This window comes from Gilliamella sp. W8123, assembly GCF_016101085.1.
Lineage (GTDB): Bacteria > Pseudomonadota > Gammaproteobacteria > Enterobacterales > Orbaceae > Gilliamella > Gilliamella apis.
Genome location: NZ_JACFRE010000005.1, coordinates 208,408 through 233,458, shown reverse-complemented (window position 1 = coordinate 233,458; position 25,051 = coordinate 208,408). Strand labels below are relative to the sequence as shown.

The window sequence follows — 25,051 nt, the reverse complement described above, 5'->3', positions numbered from 1 at the left end:
AAATTAATAATTTACCTCTCTTTTGATTAAGATGAACATTTGTTATTCTTTTTATTTACTATATATATAGGAAAAAACCGAAATGAAACAGATCCCAATGACAGTAAAGGGAGCCGAATTATTACGTGCAGAACTTGAAGAACTTAAAAATGTAAAAAGACCTCAAATTACTGCCGCTATTGCTGAAGCTAGAGCACACGGTGATTTGAAAGAAAACGCTGAATATCATGCTGCGAGAGAGCAACAAGGATTTTGTGAAGGTCGTATTCAAGAAATTGAAGGTAAATTGTCGCAAGCACAAATTATCGATATCACTAAAGTTAAAAATACCGGTCGTATTATATTTGGTGCTACCGTCACAGTAGTAAATATTGATACCGATGAAGAAACAACTTACCGAATCGTTGGCGACGATGAAGCGGATTACAAACAGAATTTAATTTCAGTTAACTCTCCAATTGCTCGTGGACTTATTGGCAAGGAAGATGGTGATACAGTACAAATTAAAACACCTGGTGGCGATGTTGAATTTGATATTGTTAAAGTTGAATATATTTAATTAAACTGTTGCAAAAAAATAGGGCGATTAGCCCTATTTTTTATTTTGGTAGTGTAATTTTTTTCTCTTCACTCGGTCTATATATCGTAAAAATAGAACCCACCTGTTGAACAGCTAAAGCTTTTGTTTCGCGGATGATTGCTTCACAAATTAGCTTTTTAGTTTCACGATCTTCAGCGGATACTTTAATTTTTATTAACTCATGGAAATTTAAGGCATTTTCAATTTCAGCTAGCACGCCTTCGGTAAATCCATTAGCCCCAATCATCACTATCGGTTTTAAATGATGAGCTTCACTTTTTAAATACTGTTTTTGTTTATTCGATAAATTCATTAATTTTTTATCACATTAAGTTGTAATTTTGCTATTCTACCCTTATATATATTTGTAATCAATTGAAGTGACCTCATTACATTAAGGATTTATTCTCTGTGAGTAACAAAAAACGCTCAGCAAGCTCTACTCGTTGGCTTAATGAACATTTTAACGATCGTTTTGTGCAACAAGCACAAAAAAAAGGCCTGAGATCCAGAGCATGGTTCAAATTAGAAGAAATACAAAAAAGTGACAAATTATTTAAACCAGGAATTACTGTGGTGGATTTAGGCGCTGCACCAGGAGGATGGTCACAATATGTTGCATCTCTCATTGGCAATAAAGGGCGAATTATTGCCTGTGATTTATTGCCAATGGATCCTATCGTTGGCGTTGACTTTTTGCAAGGTGATTTTCGTGATGAAGCAGTATTAAATGCCCTACTTGAGCGAGTTGGCGAAGAAAAAGTACAAGTTGTTATGTCCGACATGGCACCAAATATGAGTGGACAACCCGCTGTTGATATACCTAGGGCTATGTATTTAGTTGAATTAGCATTAGATATGTGTAAAGACGTTCTTGCTCCAAATGGTAGTTTCATCGTTAAAGTATTCCAAGGTGAGGGATTTGAAGAATATCTAAAAACAGTAAGATCACTGTTTAAAACAGTCAAAATTCGCAAGCCAGAAGCCTCGCGCGCACGGTCTCGAGAAGTATATATTGTAGCAATGGGGATGAAGTAGCCAGCCGTACAATTTTGTAGTACCATACTTGGTTAATTTTAGTCGTAACTATTAATTTTATGAGAGGTTTTTCTTTTGAACGACATGGTAAAGAATTTACTGATCTGGGGTGTTATCGCCGTCGTATTGATTGCTGTTTTTAGTCAATTCAGCTCAATATCCAATAGCGGTCCTCAAGTCGATTACACCAAATTTAATGCGGATGTAACGGGTGGCAAACTGAAAGAAGTGCATATTAATGGCCGCGAAATCGTTGCTACCACCAAAGGGAGTAATAACTATGTTACTTATATCCCTTATTTGGATGAAAAGTTAGTTGATAATTTGGTGCTAAATGATGTTGCGGTCTATGGCAGCCCTGACGAAAAACCAAGCTTATTAGTTAACATTTTAATCTCGTGGTTCCCGATTATTTTACTACTTGGTTTCTGGTTCTTTATCATGCGCCAGATGCAAGGTGGTGGTAAAGGTGGGCCAATGTCGGTAGGTAAAAGTAAAGCTAAAATGTTAACACCTGACCAAGTTAAGACTAAATTTAGTGATGTTGCAGGCAGTGAAGAAGCGAAACAAGAAGTTACCGAAGTTGTCGATTTTTTACGAGATCCTGGAAAATATCAAAAACTTGGTGGTCGTATTCCCAAAGGTATTTTAATGGTTGGACCGCCAGGTACCGGTAAAACATTACTAGCTAAAGCCATCGCTGGTGAAGCAAATGTACCTTTCTTTAGTATTTCTGGTTCAGACTTTGTTGAAATGTTTGTTGGTGTCGGTGCTTCACGTGTCCGTGATCTATTTGAACAAGCCCGTAAACATTCACCATGTATTATCTTTATTGATGAAATCGATGCTGTGGGTCGTAAACGTGGTGCCGGCTCAATGGGTGGTCATGACGAACGCGAACAAACTCTTAACCAAATGTTAGTTGAAATGGATGGTTTCGAAGCTAATAGTGGCATTATCATTATTGCTGCAACCAACCGTGTTGATATTCTAGATCCAGCCTTACTTCGTCCTGGTCGTTTTGACCGCCAAGTACAAATTGGCTTACCGGATATGAAAGGTCGTGAACAAATTCTAGCTGTTCATGTGCAAAAAGTACCACTCGGTTCTGATGTTAATTTATCGGTGCTTGCTCGTGGTACCCCAGGTTATTCTGGTGCAGAATTGGCAAACCTAGTCAATGAAGCCGCACTATTTGCAGCTCGTCGTAACAAGCGTTTAGTCACTATGGACGAATTTGAAGAAGCTAAAGATAAGATCAACATGGGTACAGAACGACGTTCGTTAACCATGACACAAGAGCAACTTATCTCAACCGCTTATCATGAGGCTGGACACGCCATTATCGGTTATTTAATGCCTGATCATGATCCAATCCATAAAGTAACTATCATCCCGCGTGGCCGAGCATTAGGGGTAACGTTCTTCTTACCTGAAGGCGATCGAGTTAGTGAAAGCCGAGAAAAATTAGAAGGTGATATCGCCACGCTATATGGTGGACGTCTTGCCGAAGAACTGATTTATGGTGTTGATAAAGTTTCAACTGGTGCATCAAACGATATTAAAGTTGCCACTCAATATGCCAGAGCAATGGTTACCCAATGGGGCTTTTCTGATCGTTTAGGTCCGTTATTTTATGAAATGGATGATAATTCATCTTATGGCCGACCAAAAGATATCTCTGATGAAACTGCGCGAATTATTGATGAAGAAGTTAAAAAAATTATCGATCGTAACTTTGAACGAGCACGTAAAATTTTAACTGAAAATATGGACGTACTTCATGCAATGAAAGATGCATTAATGAAATACGAAACCATTGGCGCAAAACAAGTTGCTGATTTGATTGCTCGTAGACCAATTACTGCTCCAGAAGATTGGAGTGAAAGTGATGAACAAGCAGCAAAAGAGATACCAAATGAGGGATCAGATATACCACCTCAATCAGAAAATTAATTACGACTAAATCTAAAACGCGCTTCGGCGCGTTTTTTATCATCCAACCGCAATTAATTTTGTGAAATAATAAACCAGTACTAACAATCATACTTCAGCATTACAACAGTGCAATTAGCATTAAAAATATTAATAAAATAAGGCCTAAAATCATGGAAATTCGTTTTCAAAATCACGTAATGGATCTCTCTTTTCCTCAAGTAATGGGAATTGTTAATATGACGCCAGATTCTTTTTCTGACGGCGGTAATTACAACAATCTTGATGATGCTATGCGGCGAGTTGATAATATGATTCAAGCTGGGGCAACCTTTATTGATGTTGGCGGAGAATCAACTCGATCTGGTGCTGCTGATGTTTCAACCAGTGAAGAACTTGATCGAGTTATACCGCTAGTGGAAAAAATTGCTCGCTATTTTGACGTTTGGATTTCAGTTGATACATCAAAACCAGAAGTCATCACAGAAGCCGCCAAAGCTGGTGCACATTTAATTAATGATATTCGGGCATTAACTTTACCTGGAGCATTAAAAGCAGCACAACAAACTGAATTACCAGTATGTATTATGCATATGCAAGGTGATCCCAAAACGATGCAAAATGCACCTCATTACCAACAAGATATCTATCAAGAAGTCGATTCATTTTTTGCAGAACATATCCAACGATGTGTAACTGCTGGCATTGCTCGGGAAAAAATCATCCTTGATCCAGGCTTCGGGTTTGGTAAAACGTTAGCCCATAACTATCGTCTATTGGCTACACTGGAAAAATTCCATCACTTCAATTTGCCAATTTTGGTTGGCATGTCAAGAAAATCGATGGTCGGGCAAGTGCTAAATGTTCCCCCTAAAGAACGTGTATTAGGTAGTGTTTCTTGTGCAGTTATTGCAGCAATGAAAGGAGCGCAAATTATCCGTGTTCATGATGTCAAAGAAACCTTCGATGCCATGCGAATAGTGCAAGCCACATTAGCAGAACAAAATCTATAAATTAGCTGGTATAGATGTAAAAAATATTAAGGAGTCTATACCATTAACTTGCAAATAATATGTTTGTTTTACTACTAGCAATCGAACAACCTTAAAGGTAGGTAAATGCCTACCTTACCTATATTACAATAGTAATTCTCTTCCGAATGGCGCTGGCAAATTAAATTCAATAATTTAAAAAATTGAGAATAATCTTGTAAAAAATATTGAGGAGTCTATACCACCATTTTACTTTTTTAAGAAGCTACACTTTTACAATTTAAGATATATCGTTTAAAGCAATTAATATCCGCGATGAAAGTTAAATAATGATGGTAAAGGTGTTTTTAACTAACCAAAATCGCTATAAATATAAACAATCCTATATAATTATTATTCATAAACGCTTTAAAACAATTTTTTCTATCACGGTCTTTGATTAACCATTGTTGATAGATAAATAGCAATAAGGCGATGATTAAACCAATATAATAAAATTGCTGAAAATGATTATTTATACCGATCAATGTCAGGCAAACTAAGGTTATGATTTGCAGTAATCCAATAATAAACTTGTCATAGTCACCAAATAGGATAGCTGTGGATTTGATACCTATTTTAAGATCATCATCGCGATCGACCATAGCATATTCGGTATCATAAACTATTGTCCAACATACATTAGCTAGACACAGTAACCAACAAGTTATCGGAAATTGAGCTATTGTTGCCGCATAGGCCATCGGAATTCCCCAGCTAAAGGCAATGCCTAAAGTCACTTGGGGTAAATGTGTGTAACGTTTCATAAATGGATAAATCATTGCCGTGATTAATGCAAAACCAGCCATTAACCAAGTTAATTTATCCAAAGTAAGCAATAAACCAAGCGCAATCAGCAGTAATACGAATAAAGTGTATAAGGCATTTTTTTCGCTCAATGCGCCACGCGCGAGAGGACGATTCTTAGTACGTTCGACTTTACCATCAAAATGCCGATCAGCGTAATCATTAACCACACAACCAGCTGAGCGCATAATAATCACACCAACAACAAACACAACAACAACATGAATAGATGGTGTAGATGTAGCAAGCCAAATCGCCCACAATGTTGGCCAAAGTAGTAGTAAGCAACCAATTGGCTTGTCTAATCGCATCAGTTGTAAATAAGCTAACATAGATTGTCATTGTCCTGAATCATAATAGGCGGATTATACCTGTTCGTTAAAAAGCTGCAAACAACAGCTATCAATGCATATTTTGGCTTAAATAAATGAGCGCTTTATTTGCTATATAGCCAGAGTTATATCATTTGCAAATATTGTTCTGCAATAATCGCTAATGCTTGATAGAATAGACTGACTTGATTTTGTTTTAAGCAATCCAAATACATTGGTGCCCAACTTAAAAGGTATTCGGTCATTAACTGCTGTGCAGCAGCAAATTGCTGCTTTTCTAGTAGTATCGCATATGCCATTAACATCAATCCAAACTGATCTTCTGGCTCATTCATACCCGTATCAAGAGTCAACCCTTGCTGCTGTAAAAATTCCCGATAGCGTTCTTGTGATTCACCCATTAGTAGTTTTTCTTGATCTAAATAGACTGAACCCCATGGTGGCGCCGACATAATGCCCTGCCCTTCAAATAATAGTGAGAATTGATATTCTATTTCTGCATGCTGTACCTGAGTACTCAAGATTTGGCATTGTTCAGTTACTAATTGTTGGTTTGGCCACTTTGCTAACTGATCTAGCTGTAATAATCCATCAATTAAACCAGTGACTTGTTTACTGGTAGGTGGATAATAAAAAAAAGCGCCTAATAATTTCGCCAACGTGATAGAAGTCAGGTTATCCAAATTATTCAATCCTATATTGATTAGCCAATTAATTATGCCATTACCATCAAATTACCGCACAATTAAACGGTTATCATCCACAAATTATAAAAAGTGATACGTCCGCAAATTTCTGCGATAAATACACCAATAAAAGCCAATAGATAAATCATTGTCTGATGTTGATTTCTTAAAATCGCAAATAAAACCAATATGATAGAAATAATTAATAATGCGCACTGTGCTATTATCCAGCAATATTGATTAGAGGTTAAGTCTGGAGCAATTTCACTCATTAGCTTTAAGTAAGGCATTTTTAATAGCAGAATCAGTAAACTACCAAGAAAAAAAGCGCAATAACCTACTCGATATAGTCCTAACCAAGTAACAGCAATTCCTCCCAATACCAACATCGCAGTATACATTTGTATCGCTGTATAACAACTATTCCACGTTTTTATTGTTGCTAACATATAGGTTAATACAATGGTCCAAACAAAAAATAGGCTTAAAATAACCAAGATTATAGCCAATAAATAGTTTAAATGTGGTATACGGTTAATTTTTTGGCACAGAGGTTTGATGATTTGTAATTTGGTACTATTTGGATACAAGACAAAATAGTTAAGCAAGACAAAAGCAAATGTCATAGCAAATAATAAGCCAAAGGTAAAAATTTCATTACTCATTGGTGAACGGCCGATACCAAAAATCACATTGAATGCTCGTAATGGTTGACCTAAGTGAAATGATGCAATCGCCATACCTATCGCCATGAAAATTAACGCTACTGCATTAATTTTTTGAGTGATAGCCAATTTATTTTTTGAACGATAAACAAGATAAAACAAACCACTAAGTAGGATCATTCCTGCGGATAATTGCCCAAATATCGTAAAAAATACCAGTGGAAGTTCATGCATACTAAACCTCCTCTGGATTAAGCACTTTACCAAGTGAGTCACCCGATGCTTTAGCTTGCGCATGTGGCTTTATCACGATACTTGGTTTGGTTAAATCTGAACTAGGTAACGGAGCAATATCGCACTCATCACCATAACGTTGACGCAAGGTATTAATGTCATCAAAATCTAAAGCGCGTTGAGGACAAGACTCAACACATACAGGTTTTAAACCTTGCGCTACACGTTCATAACAACCATCACATTTAGACATTACCTTTTTTTGATGATCATATTGTGGTGCTCCGTAGGGGCAACGCATTTCACAATAGCGACAACCAATACACACATCTTGATTTACTACCACTAACCCATCTTCTTGGCGTTTATGCATAGCACCAGTTGGGCAACCTTGTACACAGGTTGGCTCTTGACAATGATTACAAGAGATCGACAAATAATAGGTAAATGTATCATTTTGCCAACATCCATTTACTTGCTTCCATGTACCACCGCCATATTCATAAACACGGCGGAAATGGACACCAAGCGCATTATCTTTTTCATCTTTACAACTTACTTGGCAAGTTTTGCAACCAGTACATTTGGTAGAATTAATATAAAAACCATATTGCATTTAAACCATCTCCTTCCGATTAAGATGCCGACGGCATAGCTGCTATTGGTTTAATTTCAACCAAATTGGTATGCTGAGGATTAGATTTAGCAAGCACAGAGGGTCGTAAGGAGGTTAAACGATTAATGCAACCACCAATATCAATGCCAGCAGCATTAGTCTTGGCCCATAATCCTTGCGGAAGAGCGATAATTCCCGGTAGTATCCGTGGTGTCACTTTAGCTGGAATGTAAAGTCGACCGCGGTCATTATAAACTTCAACCAATTGACCATGCTTTATCTGTCTTTGTTCTGCGTCCACTGGATTAATCCAGAGACTACTAGCTACCGCTTCTCGCAGTTGCGGAAGATTACTATAACTTGAATGACAATGCCCTTTGATATGAAAACCGATTAATTGTAATGGATATTTCGCTTGTGTTTGCAGGTCTTCACTCCCCTCTATTGCCGGTAAATATGCCGGTATAGGATAAAGTTTATCATCGTCATCAAACTCCCATTCATTGGCAATTTTGGCTAATGCTTCTGAATAAATTTCGATTTTACCTGACGGCGTATTTAATGGATTTTTTATTGGATCATCGCGAAAAGCTTTTAATCCGATCTGTGCATCGCTATCAGCTAATTTACGATCAACAATCCCCATTCCATCTGTTTCGGCAAAAGTCGGTAAATTAGGATTGAGCTTACGCATTTTTTCATAACTATAAGCAATCCAATCGTCTTGACTCCGACCTTCAGTAAATTTATCTTTAACTGCCATTTTCGCTGACAATTCAGTCAAAACCTCATAAGCAGGACGATTTTCCCAAAGTGGTTTTATTGCTCGTTGCAAACGAATAAAATAATGATAAGCACCTGATGCATATGAATTATTGATTAAATCATTACTCTCTACAGATGAAACATCCGGTAACAGTAGATCAGCATATTTTGCTGAAGCAGTCATATGGGTATCCCAAACTAAAATAAATTCACATTTCGATTCGTCTTGTAAAATTTGGTGAGTCCGATTGAGATCGGAGTGTTGATTACCAATAACATTGCTAGCATAGCTCCAGATAAATTTAATACCCACATCTAATTTATCTTTACCTTTTATATAAGAATTTTTCGCAGTCATGCTTAACGGTTCATCAATTGCCTTCGTCCATAAAAAGAAAGGAATACTGGTTTTAACAGGGTTAACCATATTCAAGCCAGGCACAGGATAAGTTACGCTACCACCCCAAGTACCAATGTTAGTACCACGCTTACCAAACTGACCGGTGATAACCGGTAGGATCATAATCGCCCTTGTAGTATGCTCACCATTTTGCCAGCGCTGTGGCCCCCAACCTTGTGAAATCCATGCTGCTTTAGCATTAACAATATCTAATGCCAACTGCCGAATTTGTTTGGCTGGAATGCCGGTTTTTTTAGCTGCCCATTCAGGCGTTTTTGCGGTTCTGTCGTGCCCTAGTCCCAAAATATAAGATTTGTAATCGCTAAAAGGCGGAGCACTATCAGGTAATGTATCAGCATTCCAACCCACACAATATTGGTTAAGCATCGCCTCATCAACACGATCTTCTTCAAGCAAAGCATAAATGATTGCAGCGACTAACGCAGCGTCAGTACCAGGAATAATCGGCAGCCACTCAGCATTATAACCAACCACACTTTCACTACGGCGTGGATCAATAATAATTACCCTTGCTTTACTTTGTGCTAATGCAGTATATAACTCAGCAACCTGCCCACCACCCGACATTCTAGTTTCAGCAACATTATGTCCAAACATCACAACTAGATCAGAATGTTTGATTTGGTCTAGCAACGACTCTTTAGCATTACCATATATAAAAGGTTGAATAGCGGTGATCTGTCCACTTGAATAATCACCATGATAATTAAGGTGACCACCGATACAACTTAAAAATCGCTTACAGGCATTACGACCTGAGATATTTGCCCCTGTCGTACCCGTACCATATTGGTAATAAATAGCTTCATTGCCATAGCGATTAATAGTGTATTTGAGTTTTTCTGCTAATAGATCGATAGCTTCGTCCCACGAGATGCGTTTAAATTTGCCTTCACCCCGTTTACCGATTCGTAGCATTGGATATTTTAGCCGTTCCGGATCATAGGTACGCCAACGCACAGCTCGTCCACGCAGACAAGGACGGATTTGATGTTGACCAAAGACCGCATCATTAATCCCATCTTCAGCAGATATTTTAGTAATAATATCGTTTTTAACATGTACTTTTAACGGGCAACGACTACCACAATTAACTAAACATGCACTATAAAAAATCTTTTCTTGATTCGTTGGATTAGGTACCGAAGTCTTGGCAAGATCTGCCTCTGGCGCGGCATAAGCAAAAGGCAATTGTAAATCATTGGTTAATGCGGCCACACTACCGATTGCCAATGATTTTTGTAAAAAATCGCGCCGAGTTATCTGATTATCTGACTTGCTCATCCTATTCGCTTATTTATATTTGGCATGTCATTATCATAATACTATAGTTAAGATTATAAAACAGAAAAAAGACTAAAATCGAAATTAACTTAAAATAAATTAATGAAATAAGAATTATTATCAATAAAAAAATGGCTTTGTTTTTTATTATAAATTTAATTTCATGCATCTTAAGGAAAGATTGGTATAATAAGCCCATTTAATCGAATAAACAGAAAAGTTATGTCACAATCCACTTATAATGCAGTTGATATTGAGGTCTTAAAAGGGCTCGATCCTGTTCGTCATCGTCCTGGAATGTATACTGACACAGCTCGTCCCAATCATTTAGGGCAAGAGGTGATTGATAATAGTGTCGATGAGGCTATTGCTGGTCATGCTCGCCAAGTGAAAGTTACCCTTTATGAAGACAATTCACTTGAGGTTATTGATGATGGTCGAGGTATGCCTGTTGATATCCATCCTGAAGAAGGCGTACCGGCTATTGAACTATTACTTTGTCGCTTACATGCTGGTGGTAAGTTCTCCAACAAAAATTATCAATTTTCTGGTGGTTTACATGGGGTAGGTATCTCTGTTGTCAATGCCTTATCCAAACGAGTAGAAGTCACTGTAAACCGTGATGGACAAGTTTACCAAATCGCCTTTGAAAATGGTGATAAAGTCGAAGATTTACATGTAATTGGCACCTGTGGCCGACGAAATACTGGTACAAAAGTACGTTTTTGGCCTGATGAAAAATATTTTGATTCTCCTCGCTTCTCAGTACCTCGCTTAACTCATTTGCTTAAAGCGAAAGCTGTACTTTGCCCAGGACTGGAAATCATTTTTAAAGACAAAATTAACAGTACTGAGCAACGCTGGTGTTATCAAGACGGTTTAAAAGATTATCTGATAGAGTCAGTTAGTGGTTACACACTATTACCGGAACAACCATTTACTGGTAGCCATACAGGTGAAACAGAAGCGGTTGAATGGGCATTACTTTGGTTACCAGAAGGTGGCGAACTGTTAACTGAAAGTTACGTTAACTTAATTCCTACTGTACAAGGTGGTACCCATGTCAATGGTTTACGTCAAGGATTGCTTGATGCCATGCGTGAATTTTGTGAGTTTCGTAATTTATTACCACGTGGTTTAAAATTAACCGCCGATGATATTTGGGAACGCTGTGCCTATGTGTTATCAGTAAAAATGCAAGAACCGCAATTTGCCGGTCAGACCAAAGAACGTTTATCATCAAGACAAAGTGCAGCTTTTGTTTCAGCTATTGTTAAAGATGCATTTAGCCTGTGGTTGAATCAAAATGTACAAATTGCCGAATTACTTGCTGAGATGGTAATTTCCAGTGCTCAAAAACGCTTAAGAGCATCCAAAAAAGTCATCCGTAAAAAACTAACCAGTGGTCCAGCTTTACCGGGTAAACTGGCTGACTGTGCATCACAAGATTTAAGTCGTACCGAACTATTTTTAGTCGAAGGTGATTCTGCTGGCGGGTCAGCTAAACAAGCCCGAGATCGTGAATATCAAGCAATTATGCCGTTGAAAGGTAAAATATTAAATACTTGGGAAGTCTCATCTGACGAAGTATTAGGATCGCAAGAAATTCATGATATTTCAGTAGCTATTGGTATTGATCCTGATAGTGATGATTTAAGTCAATTACGCTACGGTAAAATCTGTATTTTAGCCGATGCTGACTCAGATGGATTGCATATTGCCACGTTACTATGCGCACTATTTGTACGTCACTTTCGAGCCATGGTTGAACATGGACATATTTTTGTCGCCATGCCACCACTGTATCGTATCGATTTAGGCAAAGAAGTTCATTACGCCCTTGATGAAGAAGAAAAAGAAGGGATTTTAGATCAGCTTAAACGTAAAAAAGGTAAGCCAAATGTTCAACGTTTCAAAGGGTTGGGTGAAATGAATCCATTACAACTTCGCGAAACCACAATGGATCCTAACACCCGTAGATTAGTTCAGTTATCACTAGATAATGCCGAAGAAACAATGGCATTAATGGATATGTTACTGGCGAAAAAACGTGCCGAAGATCGCCGAGAATGGTTACAAGAAAAAGGTGACCAAGTTGAACTTGATGTCTAATATACAGAATAATTTAGAGGAACAATAATGAGTGAAATAACTCATGACGGAGTAGAAGTTCAGTCGCTACGAACATTTACCGAAAGCGCCTATTTAAACTACTCAATGTATGTCATTATGGATCGCGCATTGCCGTTTATTGGCGATGGCTTAAAACCAGTGCAACGTCGCATTGTTTATGCAATGTCAGAATTAGGGCTAAATGCGCAAGCAAAATTTAAAAAATCAGCCCGTACTGTCGGTGACGTTTTAGGTAAATACCATCCGCATGGTGATAGTGCCTGTTATGAAGCAATGGTATTAATGGCGCAACCGTTTTCTTATCGATATCCGTTAGTTGATGGGCAAGGAAACTGGGGGGCACCCGATGATCCGAAATCATTTGCTGCAATGCGTTATACCGAATCACGTCTATCAAAATATGCCGAATTATTGTTAGGTGAGTTAGGACAAGGCACTGTTGACTATACGCCAAATTTTGATGGTACATTACAAGAGCCAAAAATGTTGCCAGCTCGATTGCCGAATATCTTATTAAACGGTACTACCGGTATTGCGGTAGGTATGGCAACCGATATTCCACCACATAACATTCGTGAAGTGGCGAATGCAGCTATTATGTTAGCTGATAATCCAAAAGCAACACTTAGCGAAGTGATGGATCACATAAAAGGCCCTGACTTCCCAACAGAAGCTGAGATTATCACCTCTCCGGAAGATATCGCCAAAATTTATAAAACTGGCCGTGGATCAATACGTATGCGAGCAGTTTGGAAAAAAGAAGATGGCGACATTGTTATTACTGATCTGCCACATCAAGTTTCTGGTGCTAAAATTTTAGAGCAAATTGCTAGCCAAATGCGCGCTAAAAAACTACCGTTAATTGAAGACTTACGTGACGAATCTGATCACGAAAATCCGACTCGTCTGGTTATTGTGCCACGTTCTAATCGTGTAGATCTAGAGCAAGTAATGAACCATCTATTTGCCACTACTGATCTAGAAAAAAGTTATCGTGTTAATATGAACATGATTGGACTAGATAATCGTCCATCTGTTAAAGGATTGGTTGAGATCCTAACTGAATGGTTAGAATATCGACGTATTACCGTAACTCGTCGCTTAAATTATCGCTTAGATAAAATACTAAAAAGACTACATATTTTAGATGGTTTATTAATTGCCTTTCTAAATATTGATGAAGTGATTGAAATCATTCGTCATGAAGATGACCCAAAAGCAGAATTAATTCAAAGATTTGCCTTAAGCGAAACACAAGCTGAAGCTATCTTAGAATTAAAACTCCGCCATTTAGCTAAGCTAGAAGAAATTCGTATCAAAGGTGAACAAGCCGAACTGGCTAAAGAGCGAGATCAACTGCAAGCATTATTAGCTTCACCAAGAAAGTTAAGTAATTTAATCAAAAAAGAGCTACAAGCTGATGCTGAAAAATATGGTGATGAACGTCGTTCACCAATTGTCGAGCGCAGTGAAGCCAAAGCAATTACTGAACAAGAGTTAATCCCTTCTGAACCAGTTACAATTGTATTATCGGAAATGGGTTGGGTCAGAGCAGCTAAAGGCCATGATATCGATCCTGTCGGATTAAGTTATAAAGCAGGTGATAGTTTTAAAGCCGCAGCAAAAGGTAAAAGTAATCAACCAGTGGTATTTATCGACTCAACAGGTCGCAGTTACGCGATTGAGCCAAGTACATTACCATCAGCTAGAGGACAAGGTGAACCGCTTACCGGTAAACTGGCATTACCAGCTGGAGCAACCGTTGAACATGTATTGATGTCAGGCAATGAACAACAAAAATTCTTACTTGCATCGAGTGCTGGATACGGTTTTATTTGTCAATTTAATGATTTAATTGCACGCAACCGTAATGGTAAAGCAGTGATTAATTTATCTAAAGATGCAGATGCATTAGCACCAATAGAGATTTTATCAGAGCAAAGCTTGCTGTTATCAATTACTAAAGCTGGCAGAATGCTGATATTCCCAGTAAAAGATTTACCAGAATTATCTAAAGGTAAAGGCAATAAAATTATTTCACTCTCTGGTAGCGATGATAGCCTAGCTTATATGATGTTGATAACACCAGAAACATCTATAACTCTATATGTTGGTAAACGCAAACTTACACTTTATCCAGCTGATTTACAAAAATTTAGAGCGGAGCGTGCTCGTAAAGGTACATCATTACCACGTGGATTACAAAAAATAGATCGAATTGAGGTAAACGAATAGTATGTCTTTGATCTGGTCCATTATTACCGGTTTAATACTGAGTTCAGTATTAAAATCTGGATTGGGATTTATACTCGGATTATTTATTGGCCCAATACTATACCAAGCATTTGGCAATAAAATGACTGAGAGAAGGACACAGTCTAATCCAAACTTATACTTAACGGTTGTTTTTGAAGTATTAGGGCATTTAAGTAAAGCTAAAGGGGTGGTTACTCGCGATGATATTAATCTTGCTCGGCAAGTTATGGATCGACTCCAACTTGATGCGACAAGTCGTCAATTAGCCCAAGAATCATTCAATCGTGGTAAAGCGAGTGATTACCCACTTCGATCACGATTAAGTGAGTTATATCACCAATATCGTTATCGACGTAATGTCTTAAATATCTTTTGCGAACAATTAATTCAAGCTGCTTTAGTTGATGGTCATTTAGATGACAAAGAGTCGGAGATTCTTTTCATTGTTGCCGATGAGTTTCGTATTCCACGGCCACAAATGGCAATATATATTCAAATGATGATGGGAAGCTTTCATTTCCGTCAAGAATATCAGTACAATCAACAAAACAGTCAACATCAATATCAACAAAATCATAATTATAGTGGTTACCAAAGCAGTACTAGGCAATCAGATTTAGCAAATGCTTATAAAATATTAGGAATAAATTCATCTGCTGAAATTTCTGAAATTAAAAGAGCATATCGCAAATTAATGAATGAACATCATCCAGACAAATTGGTATCCAAAGGCTTACCAAAAGAGATGTTAGAAGCAGCCAAAAAGCGAGCACAAGAAATTCAAGCTGCTTACGATCTTATAAAATCATCACGTGGCTTTAAATAGAGATTACTATATATGATGCATTGGCGCTCAATTGTAAGAATTATCGGTTTATTAATATCACTATTGTCAGTATTTATGTTAATACCTGCACTAGTGGCGTTAATATATCGTGACGGCGCAGGTGCTATTTTTGTTCGTTCATTTTTTGCAGCATTAATTTTAGGTGTGTTATTGTGGTTTCCTAATCGTCATCAACGCCATGAATTAAGTACTCGAGAAGGCTTTTTCATCGTGGTATTATTTTGGGTCGTTTTAGGCACTATTGGCGCATTCCCGTTCCTATTTGATAATCATATCAATCTTAATTTAACCACAGCTTTTTTTGAGTCTTTTTCTGGATTAACAACCACTGGCGCCACCACTATTGTCAATTTGGATCATTTACCCAAAGCGCTACTTTTCTATCGTCAAATGTTGCAATGGTTAGGTGGTATGGGGATCATCGTACTTGCGGTCGCAATTTTACCACTATTAGGGGTCGGGGGTATGCAGCTCTATCGAGCTGAAATTCCTGGTCCACAAAAAGACAGTAAAATGCGACCACGTATTGCCGAAACAGCAAAAACCCTTTGGTCGATTTACATTTTACTCACTACCTTATGTGCAATAAGTTTGTGGTGTGCGGGGATGGATATCTTTGATGCTATTTCACATAGCTTTTCAACGATATCAATGGGTGGTTTTTCGACCCATGATAACAATTTAGCTTATTTTAATAGTGCAACAATTAACTATATTGTTACCTTATTCCTCATTTTGTCAGGATGTAATTTTGCTCTACATTTTGCCGCATTAAATGGCATTTCACTCAAAGTATATTGGCACGATCAAGAGTTTAGAACGTTTATCTTTATCCTTCTTACTTTAATTGCTATCTGTACCTTTGTTATCTACTTTTATCAACCACAACGAAACCTAAGTATTGATAAAATTGTATTACAAGTGGTATCGGTTTCTGCAACTGTCGGCTTTACCGTTGATGATATTAATACCTGGCCATCCTCATTACCAATTTTTCTATTATGTGCTTCGTTTATTGGTGGCTGTGCGGGTTCAACTGGAGGGGGATTAAAAGTCGTCCGCGTACTACTGTTATTTATGCAAGGCTCGCGGGAGTTAAAACGACTTATTCACCCTAATGCAATTTATACCTTAAAACTCAATAATCGTGTAGTACCAGAACGTATCATTGAAGCAGTATGGGGATTCTTTTCTGCCTATGCATTAGTATTTTTAGTGAGTTTATTTATTATTATGGCAACAGGAATTGATGCAACTGACTCATTTTATATCGTTGCTTCATCGCTAAATAATTTAGGCGTTGGCCTTGGTAGTGTCAGTGATAATTTTGCTCATGTCAGTGATATGGTGAAATGGGTCATGGTCGTTGACATGTTATTTGGTCGACTAGAAATATTTACTTTATTAGTTTTATTCACGCCGACATTCTGGCGAAGTTAATTTTTACGCCTAATAAAGGCTTTTAATCAACAAATTTTGATAAAATAGTCAAAAATTTAAATATTTTATTGATTATTTTGCTAATTACAGACAGAATTACCAAGCAGCATGTGCTGTGATCATTAGAGGTAATCACCTGACATATGGAATGGATCATGGATCCTACAATCTGGATTGGTTTATCCACTCTAGTTGTACTTGAAATCGTCCTTGGCATTGATAACATTGTTTTTATTGCCATTCTTGCCGAGAAACTTCCGCCTCAACAACGAGATAAAGCACGCATTACAGGCCTTGCTTTTGCATTAATAACTCGAATATTGTTATTAATGTTTACTGGCTGGTTAGTTACTCTCACCACCCCACTATTTTCTATATCAGGTATTAGTTTCAATGCTCGGCAATTAATTATGTTGCTTGGCGGAATATTTTTGCTGTTTAAAGCGACAATGGAACTCAATGAGCGTTTAGAAGGTGCATCACACGAAGATGGCAAACCGAAAAAAACCTCACATTTTTGGACTGTTGTTGCGCAAATCGTGGTACTTGATGCCGTATTCTCACTTGATTCAGTCATTACTGCAGTGGGAATGGTTGAGCATATACCCGTTATGATTATCGCAGTTTGTATCGCCATTGCGATTATGATGGTGGCAAGTAAACCATTAGCCTATTTTGTTAACTCCCATCCAACGATTGTTATTTTATGTTTAAGCTTTTTATTGATGATTGGCTTTAGTTTGGTTGCCGAAGGTTTCGGTTTTGTCATTCCAAAAGGCTATTTATATGCAGCTATCGGCTTCTCGATTATGATTGAATTCTTTAATCAACTAGCCATATTTAACCGTCGAAAAGCATTAAACAAAAAACCTCTACGTGAACGTACCGCCGAAGCTATTTTACATTTACTTAAAGGCGATGCTGAAGAAGATCCCGATAGCCATACCATTGATGTGGTATCTGATAATAATAAAAAAACCTCAGTATTTAATCATCAAGAATTAAACATGGTTGAGCGAGTATTAGGGTTAGCTCAACGTTCAGTAAGCAGTATCATGACATCTCGATTAGATGTTGATATGGTCAATATCAATGATGATCGAGAAGTAATATTAAAAGAAATTTTTGACAATCCTCATTCACGTTTAGTAGTGACTGATAATGCTTCAATTGATGAACCATTAGGTATCATTCAAGTTAATGATCTGTTAAAAGATATTTTACAAAATAAACAACCCTTTGATATTAATTCATTAATCAAACAACCATTAATTTTTCCTGAAACAGTATCATTACTTGTAGCGCTGGAACAATTCAAAAAAGCCAAAACTCACTTTGCTTTTGTGGTTGATGAATTTGGATCAATGCAAGGTGTGGTGTCAGTGACCGATGTTATTGAAACCATTGCCGGTGACTTTCCAACTGAAGAAGAAGAGATCGATGCTAAACATGACATCCAATGTTTAGATGATGATAGTTGGATTGCAAATGGCTACATCCCAGTAGAAGAATTAGTAAGATTTGTACCGATTCCGATTGATGATAAGCGAGAATATCATACCCTTGCGGGATTATTGATGGAAAAAGCCCAACATCTTCTCAATGTTGGTGAAACCATACAGATTGGTGACTATCTATTTGAAGTCGCCGAGATTGAAAGTCATCGGATTTTAAAAGTAAAAATTACTAAAAATAAATTAGATATTTTGGCTAACTAATCTATTGATAATCAGCATGTTATCCAGTGTGACATTAAATGGCTAAAAACTATGTTAGCGCTAAGTTATCAGCATGACTGATCACTAATAAAATGCTATTTGTTATTTAGAATAACGCTTGACCAAAATAAATTACTGGCAATAATAGCGCAGTGTTTTTACGTTTTTTAAAGATATGAAGTAATCACTTTATATCTTTTTTATTTTTACCGTAAATTTACTTCGGTAAAAATAAAGATATAAAATTATATCAAAATGGATCACTATCAACCTAAATTGGGCTTTAATTTATGAATTCACTATTCGAAAAAATCTTTCAATTAAAAGAAAAAAAAACCACCCCTGGTACCGAGCTTATCGCTGGTTGCACCACTTTTTTAACCATGGTTTATATTATCTTTGTTAATCCTTCAATCTTATCTGCAACAGGAATGGATAAATCAGCAGTGTTTGTCCTAACTTGTGTTGTCACCGCTTTTGCGACAATTATGATGGGATTATTTGCCAATCTACCGATTGCTTTAGCACCTGCTATGGGGCTAAATGTCTTTTTTGCTTATGGAATATGCGGTGCAATGGGCTATTCTTGGCAAGTTGGGATGGGAGCGATATTTTGGGGCTCATTGGTCTTTTTTGCATTATCACTATTTAAAGTCCGCCATTGGTTAATCGAACATATTCCACAGTGTTTACGCGCCGGTATTAGTGCTGGTATTGGCTTATTTATTGCTTTTATGGGATTCCAAAATATGGGTATTGTGGTCGCATCGCCAGCTACATTACTAACCTTAGGCAATATTTTGTCACTTAAAGTCTTATTAGGTTCGCTTGGATTTTTTATTATCGTTATCCTTGCTACCCGCAATTTTCATGCTGCCGTGTTAGTTTCTATTCTTGTCGTGACCCTACTAGCGCTATGGCTTGATCCAAATATTAGTTATCAAGGAATTGCAGCAGTTCCACCGAGTGTTGGCAGCGTTGTTGGCCATGTTGACCTTGCTGGTTCACTGAATATTGGTATCCTCGGGGTAATCTTTTCAGTAATGATTGTTAGCTTGTTTGATTCATCGGGTACTATTTTAGCTTTAACCGATAAAGCAGGACTTTCTGACGAAAAAGGTCGTTTTCCTAAAATGCGTCAAGCTTTATTAATTGATAGTTTCAGTTCTTCACTTGGTGGGTTATTTGGTACTTCATCTGTATTAACTTATATTGAAAGTTCCGCAGGCATTTCAGTTGGTGGACGTACTGGCTTAACTGCAGTGGTGGTTGGCTTATTATTTTTAATGATGACTTTCTTATCACCTTTAGCACATTTAGTACCACCTTATGCCACATCAGGTGCACTAATTTTTGTTGGTATCTTAATGGTATCAAGTTTAATGAAAGTTAACTGGTCTGATTTAACTGATGCAACACCAGCATTTATTACCGCATTAATGATGCCATTTGCTTTTGCTATTACTGAAGGGGTCGCTCTTGGCTTTATCTCTTATGTGATATTGAAAACATTTACTGGTAAATTTAAAGAATTAAATCTTTGTGTGATAGTTTTTGCACTACTGTTTGCTTTAAAATTCATCTTTATTGATCATCATTAATTTCATCAAACTATTTCTACCATTAACATGGTAGAAATAGCTTCTTCCCCCCCATACAATTATTTCATCTGAAATTTCAAACAGACTACAACAATCATTTCACCTTCTTTTAGCCCTTTATAGAATTTGATCTGCGTCACAAAAAACAAAAAACATAAAATCGCTACAAAATTTAGTAATTGTTGTTGTTGTTAAAACTCATGCATATTGATTACCTGATTTAGCAACGTTTAGTTATCTAGAAAACTTAGTAACCAAAATATAGATTTTAAGTTAATTAATGGTATTTAGAGGTACATTATGAGTCAATATTATGAAAAAATAGAAAGAGTTAAATACGAAGGAACACAAACTAATAATCCTTTTGCGTTCAGACATTACAATCCAGAGCAGATAATTTTGGGAAAAACAATGGCTGAGCACTTACGCTTTTCTATTTGTTATTGGCACACTTTTTGTTGGGCTGGCACCGACATGTTTGGTGCAAATTCATTTAATTATCCGTGGCAAAAGGGGGCTGACCCACTAGCTAATGCCAAGGCAAAAGCAGATATTGCTTTTGAATTTTTTTATAAAATGAATGTGCCTTTTTATGCATTTCATGATGTCGATGTTGCCCCAGAAGGTAATTCAATTCAAGAATATATCTCTAATTTATCCATGATGACGGATATCCTGTTACAAAAGCAACAGGAAACCGGCGTTAATTTATTATGGGGAACCGCTAACTGTTTCACAAATCCAAGATATGCAGCTGGTGCGGCCACCAATCCTGATCCGGAAGTTTTTGCCTGTGCTGCCACTCAAGTTGTCCATGCAATGAATGCTACTCATAAGTTAGGTGGTCAAAATTATGTATTATGGGGTGGCCGGGAAGGTTATGAAACGCTGTTAAATACTAACTTACGCCAAGAACGTGAACAACTTGGTAAATTTATGCAACTAGTTGTCGAAAACAAACACAAGATTGGTTTCAATGGCGCATTATTGATTGAACCAAAACCACAAGAGCCAACCAAACATCAATATGATTATGATGTTGCAACCATTTATGGCTTTTTAAAACAATTCGGCTTAGAAAAAGAAATCAAGGTCAATATTGAAGCAAATCACGCAACACTTGCCGGCCATTCATTTCAACATGAGGTAGCTTCAGCTATTGCCTTAGATATATTTGGTTCACTTGATGCTAATCGGGGTGATCCACAATTGGGATGGGATACAGATCAATTTCCGAATAGTGTCGAGGAAAACGCACTAGTTATGTATGAAATATTAAAAAGTGGCGGATTTACCACTGGTGGACTTAACTTTGATGCCAAAATAAGACGACAAAGCATTGATAAATATGATGTATTTCATGGACATATTGGTGCTATCGATACTATGGCATTATCATTAAAATGTGCAGCGAAAATGATTGAAGATAAACTATTAAATCAAAAAGTAGCTGAGCGTTATGCCGATTGGGACAAAAATTTAGGTAAAGATATTTTACAAGGGAATATGTCCCTACAAGAAATTGCACAATATAGTCTTGTAAATAATCTGCAACCTAAAGCACGTAGCGGAGCACAAGAACAATTAGAAAATATTGTTAATAAATCTATTTTTGGCTAAAAAATCATTGTGTATTTACCTATCAGAACTATTATATTTATAGTTCTGATAGCTGCATAATGGAGGCAGATATGTATATTGGTATTGATTTAGGCACCTCTGGTGTCAAAGTAATTTTAATGGATGAAAAACAACGCATTGTGGCGTCAAATACAAAGTCACTCACCGTATCCCGTCCCCACCCATTATGGTCAGAACAAGATCCCCAGCAATGGTGGCAAGCAACAGATTCAGCACTACAAGAACTTAGCCATCAACATGACTTAACACTAGTCAAAGCAATTGGCTTAAGTGGACAAATGCATGGAGCAGTGCTATTAGATAGTTCATCTCAAGTATTAAGGCCAGCAATTTTATGGAATGATGGTCGTTGTGATATTGAATGTCATGAATTAGAACAATTAGTGCCAAATTCTAGAAAAATTACTGGCAATTTGATGATGGCAGGTTTTACTGCACCCAAAATAAAATGGGTGCAAAAACACGAGCCAGAAATATTTGCCAAAATAGATAAAGTACTTTTACCAAAGGATTATTTACGCTTTAAAATTACAGGCGAATATGCATCAGATATGTCTGATTCTGCTGGCAGCATGTGGTTAGATGTTGAAAAACGAGATTGGAACGATCAATTATTAAATGCTTGCGGTTTAAATCGACGACATATGCCAACCTTATTTGAAGGCAATCAAATAACTGGTTATGTTACTGATGATATTGCTAAACGTTGGAATATAAATTCAATTCCAGTTATTGCCGGTGGTGGCGATAATGCTGCCGGTGCTATCGGTGTTGGTCTTTATCAACCAGGACAAGCAATGCTTTCGCTTGGTACTTCGGGGGTTTATTTCGCCGTTACTGATCGATTTATCAGCCAACCTGAACAGGCAATTCATAGCTTTTGCCATGCATTACCTAATCGCTGGCATCTTATGTCGGTTATGTTAAGTTGTGCTTCATGTCTTGATTGGGGATGCCAATTGTTAGACATTAAAGATGTTGCTACATTATTTAGCTTGATAGAAGAACAACCATCTGACGATAAACCGCCAGTCTATTTTTTACCTTATCTATCAGGTGAAAGAACACCACATAATAACCCTGAAGCTAAAGGTGTATTTTTTGGCTTAACCTATCAACATAATAAAGTCGATTTAGCTAAAGCAATCTTGTTAGGTGTGAGTTATGGCCTAGCAGATGGTATAGATGTGGTAAAACAAACCGGCATTTCACCTGATAAAATTATTGTTATTGGTGGCGGAGCTAGAAGTAAATATTGGCGCCAATTAATTAGCGATATCTCTGGTTATACTATAGTTTATTGTGAGGGTGGCGAAGTTGGTCCCGCTTTAGGCGCCGCTAAACTAGCACAAATCGCTTGTAACCCAGATAGTGATTTAGGGCAATGGTTAGCACCATTACCAACCATTCAAACTCACCAGCCCGATAGGGAAAAACATGAATATTACCAACAACAGCGTGCTATGTTTAGAAACATTTATCAACAATTAAAACCGCTAATGTCTTGATATTAAAAAGCAGAAGATCTTTTGTAACACTCTTCTGCTTTTTAGCGAGTTAATAAATCTATTTTTTAACTTTATGTTAAGTTGATTATAGTAAATTAAGATTGGTAAATTTACTTCTGAAATCCTTCGGAGTCATGCCATATAACTTTTTAAATAAAAAATAAAAATATTGCACTGATGGATAGCCACATTGCTCAGATATTGCTTGAATCGATAATGAGGATTCAATTAATAGATATTTGGCTCGATTAAACTTCTCTTCATGAATGACCGTGTGAATGGTTTTGCCTAATGATGTTTTAAAGCGAAGTTCTAAATTAGAACGAGATATTTGCAATTCCGAAGTTACTTGATCTACTTTAATACCTTTACAAGCATAATCACGGATATAATGAATAGCTTGTATAACATAAGGATCTTGTATTGAACGGTAATCGGTCGAACGACGTTCAATAACTTTTTTCGGTGAAATTAACCGTGGCGAGGTAGAGACCTTTCCTTTATTAAATATTTTTTGCAATAATTTAGCTGCTTCAAATCCCATCTCCTCGGTTCCTTGTTTTACAGTAGATAAGGAAACCATCGATAGATCATTGATTACTTCTTCATTATCTATACCAATTAAGCATAGCTCTTCAGGTATTTTAATTTCAACTCTATCACAAGCTTGTAAAATATGATGGGCTCTAGCATCATTTACGGCAATAATGCCGGTATTAACTGGCAGAGATAATAACCATTTAGAAAGTTTATCTAAGCTATCTTGCCAATTATCAAGAGATGTAGTTGTTCCTTGATAAATAAACCCTTCATAACCCTTTTGACTTACAATTTGCGCAAAAAACTGTTCTCTTACTGCCGCCCAACGACAAGACCGATGTGGTGGTAGACCATAAAAGGCAAATTGATTAATGCCTTTAGAACATAAATGATTAAAAGCACTCTCAATAATCGCAAAATTATCCGCAGCAACATAAGGAACTTTTGGATAACTTGAATTATCATGATGTGAACTACCTACCCCAATTATTGGAATATCAACATTAGTTAGTAGATCTTGAATATCTGGATCATCAAAATTAGCAATAATACCATCGCAATCAAAATGGAAAGCAGTATTGGTGTCATAACGCATGGTTTCGGAAATGTAGATATTCCAGTGAATATTATTCGCTTTTAGAAAATCACCTATTCCTTTAAGGATTTGTCGATCATAAATATTGTTTGCATTAAATAGCAAAACAACTTTGTAACTTTCAACCTGTATATCTTTCATTGTCACATTTATATATTGGTATTAATTTATATCCCATCTATTAGGATAAACTAGTGCGATAAAAAGCACCAATAAAATAAAAAAATGTATTTTTATTTCGCATTTATTCATGCATAAAAATTATTGATAAATAACATAAAGAACCTGTGCTAATACTTGACATTATAGCTATTGAGGTCTAGAATCTTGCGACCCAAAACTTATATAAATAGGCTTTGGGCTACAGTTATTAATTAC

General features: G+C 36.9%; 19 protein-coding genes. 12 read left to right on the top strand and 7 right to left on the bottom strand.

What is annotated here, in order from left to right:
• The first annotated feature begins 82 nt into the window (after nt 1-82).
• Entirely contained in the window at nt 83-559 is a 477-nt protein-coding gene (gene greA, locus H3T56_RS08135; RefSeq protein ID WP_065578173.1) for a transcription elongation factor GreA, read from the top strand.
• Nucleotides 560-599: 40 nt separating this feature from the next.
• Here the strand turns inward: greA and yhbY are convergent, their stop codons facing one another.
• Nucleotides 600-893 (bottom strand): ribosome assembly RNA-binding protein YhbY, encoded by a 294-nt coding sequence (gene yhbY, locus H3T56_RS08130; protein WP_086320154.1) that lies wholly within the window; start codon nt 891-893, stop codon nt 600-602.
• Nucleotides 894-991: 98 nt separating this feature from the next.
• Here yhbY and rlmE point away from each other — a divergent pair, with 98 nt between their 5' ends.
• From rlmE to folP, 3 genes are all read left to right on the top strand, one after another.
• The gene (gene rlmE, locus H3T56_RS08125; protein ID WP_065578175.1) at nt 992-1,618 is read left to right on the top strand and encodes a 23S rRNA (uridine(2552)-2'-O)-methyltransferase RlmE; all 627 of its coding nucleotides are present in this window, start codon (nt 992-994) and stop codon (nt 1,616-1,618) included.
• A gap of 75 nt (nt 1,619-1,693) precedes the next feature.
• Nucleotides 1,694-3,574 (top strand): ATP-dependent zinc metalloprotease FtsH, encoded by a 1,881-nt coding sequence (gene ftsH, locus H3T56_RS08120; protein WP_370545538.1) that lies wholly within the window; start codon nt 1,694-1,696, stop codon nt 3,572-3,574.
• A gap of 152 nt (nt 3,575-3,726) precedes the next feature.
• A complete protein-coding gene (gene folP / locus H3T56_RS08115; RefSeq protein WP_198192512.1) occupies nt 3,727-4,566 on the top strand; it encodes a dihydropteroate synthase in 840 nt (279 codons plus the stop codon).
• A 326-nt stretch (nt 4,567-4,892) separates the two neighbouring features.
• Here the strand turns inward: folP and ubiA are convergent, their stop codons facing one another.
• The 5 genes from ubiA to H3T56_RS08090 all read right to left on the bottom strand — a co-directional run bounded on the left by ubiA (nt 4,893) and on the right by H3T56_RS08090 (nt 10,394).
• Nucleotides 4,893-5,723 (bottom strand): 4-hydroxybenzoate octaprenyltransferase, encoded by an 831-nt coding sequence (gene ubiA, locus H3T56_RS08110; RefSeq protein WP_065650723.1) that lies wholly within the window; start codon nt 5,721-5,723, stop codon nt 4,893-4,895.
• A gap of 125 nt (nt 5,724-5,848) precedes the next feature.
• Nucleotides 5,849-6,406: a molecular chaperone gene (locus H3T56_RS08105; protein ID WP_198192511.1), complete on the bottom strand. Its 558-nt coding sequence runs from the start codon at nt 6,404-6,406 to the stop codon at nt 5,849-5,851.
• Between the two features lie 62 nt (nt 6,407-6,468).
• A complete protein-coding gene (locus tag H3T56_RS08100) occupies nt 6,469-7,308 on the bottom strand; it encodes a DmsC/YnfH family molybdoenzyme membrane anchor subunit (RefSeq protein WP_198192510.1) in 840 nt (279 codons plus the stop codon).
• Between the two features lies 1 nt (nt 7,309).
• Nucleotides 7,310-7,924: a DMSO/selenate family reductase complex B subunit gene (locus H3T56_RS08095; protein ID WP_086320149.1), complete on the bottom strand. Its 615-nt coding sequence runs from the start codon at nt 7,922-7,924 to the stop codon at nt 7,310-7,312.
• A 19-nt stretch (nt 7,925-7,943) separates the two neighbouring features.
• Complete coding sequence (locus tag H3T56_RS08090) at nt 7,944-10,394, bottom strand: DMSO/selenate family reductase complex A subunit (RefSeq protein WP_198192508.1); 2,451 nt, start codon at nt 10,392-10,394, stop codon at nt 7,944-7,946.
• A gap of 222 nt (nt 10,395-10,616) precedes the next feature.
• Between H3T56_RS08090 and parE the strand changes: the two genes are divergently transcribed.
• The 8 genes from parE to xylB all read left to right on the top strand — a co-directional run bounded on the left by parE (nt 10,617) and on the right by xylB (nt 23,538).
• The gene (gene parE, locus H3T56_RS08085; protein WP_065614146.1) at nt 10,617-12,506 is read left to right on the top strand and encodes a DNA topoisomerase IV subunit B; all 1,890 of its coding nucleotides are present in this window, start codon (nt 10,617-10,619) and stop codon (nt 12,504-12,506) included.
• A gap of 27 nt (nt 12,507-12,533) precedes the next feature.
• The gene (parC, locus tag H3T56_RS08080) at nt 12,534-14,762 is read left to right on the top strand and encodes a DNA topoisomerase IV subunit A (protein ID WP_198192506.1); all 2,229 of its coding nucleotides are present in this window, start codon (nt 12,534-12,536) and stop codon (nt 14,760-14,762) included.
• 1 nt (nt 14,763) lies between these two features.
• On the top strand, nt 14,764-15,609 hold the full coding sequence (gene djlA, locus H3T56_RS08075; protein ID WP_198192505.1) for a co-chaperone DjlA: 846 nt from the start codon (nt 14,764-14,766) through the stop codon (nt 15,607-15,609).
• 15 nt (nt 15,610-15,624) lie between these two features.
• Nucleotides 15,625-17,070, top strand: coding sequence for a TrkH family potassium uptake protein (locus H3T56_RS08070; RefSeq protein ID WP_198192519.1), 1,446 nt, complete (start codon nt 15,625-15,627; stop codon nt 17,068-17,070).
• A 143-nt stretch (nt 17,071-17,213) separates the two neighbouring features.
• The gene (locus H3T56_RS08065; protein ID WP_065650729.1) at nt 17,214-18,788 is read left to right on the top strand and encodes a TerC family protein; all 1,575 of its coding nucleotides are present in this window, start codon (nt 17,214-17,216) and stop codon (nt 18,786-18,788) included.
• A gap of 290 nt (nt 18,789-19,078) precedes the next feature.
• The gene (locus H3T56_RS08060) at nt 19,079-20,389 is read left to right on the top strand and encodes an NCS2 family permease (RefSeq protein WP_065578185.1); all 1,311 of its coding nucleotides are present in this window, start codon (nt 19,079-19,081) and stop codon (nt 20,387-20,389) included.
• Nucleotides 20,390-20,689: 300 nt separating this feature from the next.
• A complete protein-coding gene (gene xylA / locus H3T56_RS08055) occupies nt 20,690-22,009 on the top strand; it encodes a xylose isomerase (RefSeq protein WP_065650731.1) in 1,320 nt (439 codons plus the stop codon).
• A gap of 71 nt (nt 22,010-22,080) precedes the next feature.
• Nucleotides 22,081-23,538: a xylulokinase gene (xylB, locus tag H3T56_RS08050; protein WP_198192498.1), complete on the top strand. Its 1,458-nt coding sequence runs from the start codon at nt 22,081-22,083 to the stop codon at nt 23,536-23,538.
• 85 nt (nt 23,539-23,623) lie between these two features.
• Here xylB and H3T56_RS08045 read toward each other — a convergent pair whose 3' ends face one another.
• Nucleotides 23,624-24,814 (bottom strand): DNA-binding transcriptional regulator, encoded by a 1,191-nt coding sequence (locus tag H3T56_RS08045; RefSeq protein ID WP_232351418.1) that lies wholly within the window; start codon nt 24,812-24,814, stop codon nt 23,624-23,626.
• Nucleotides 24,815-25,051 lie beyond the last annotated feature (237 nt).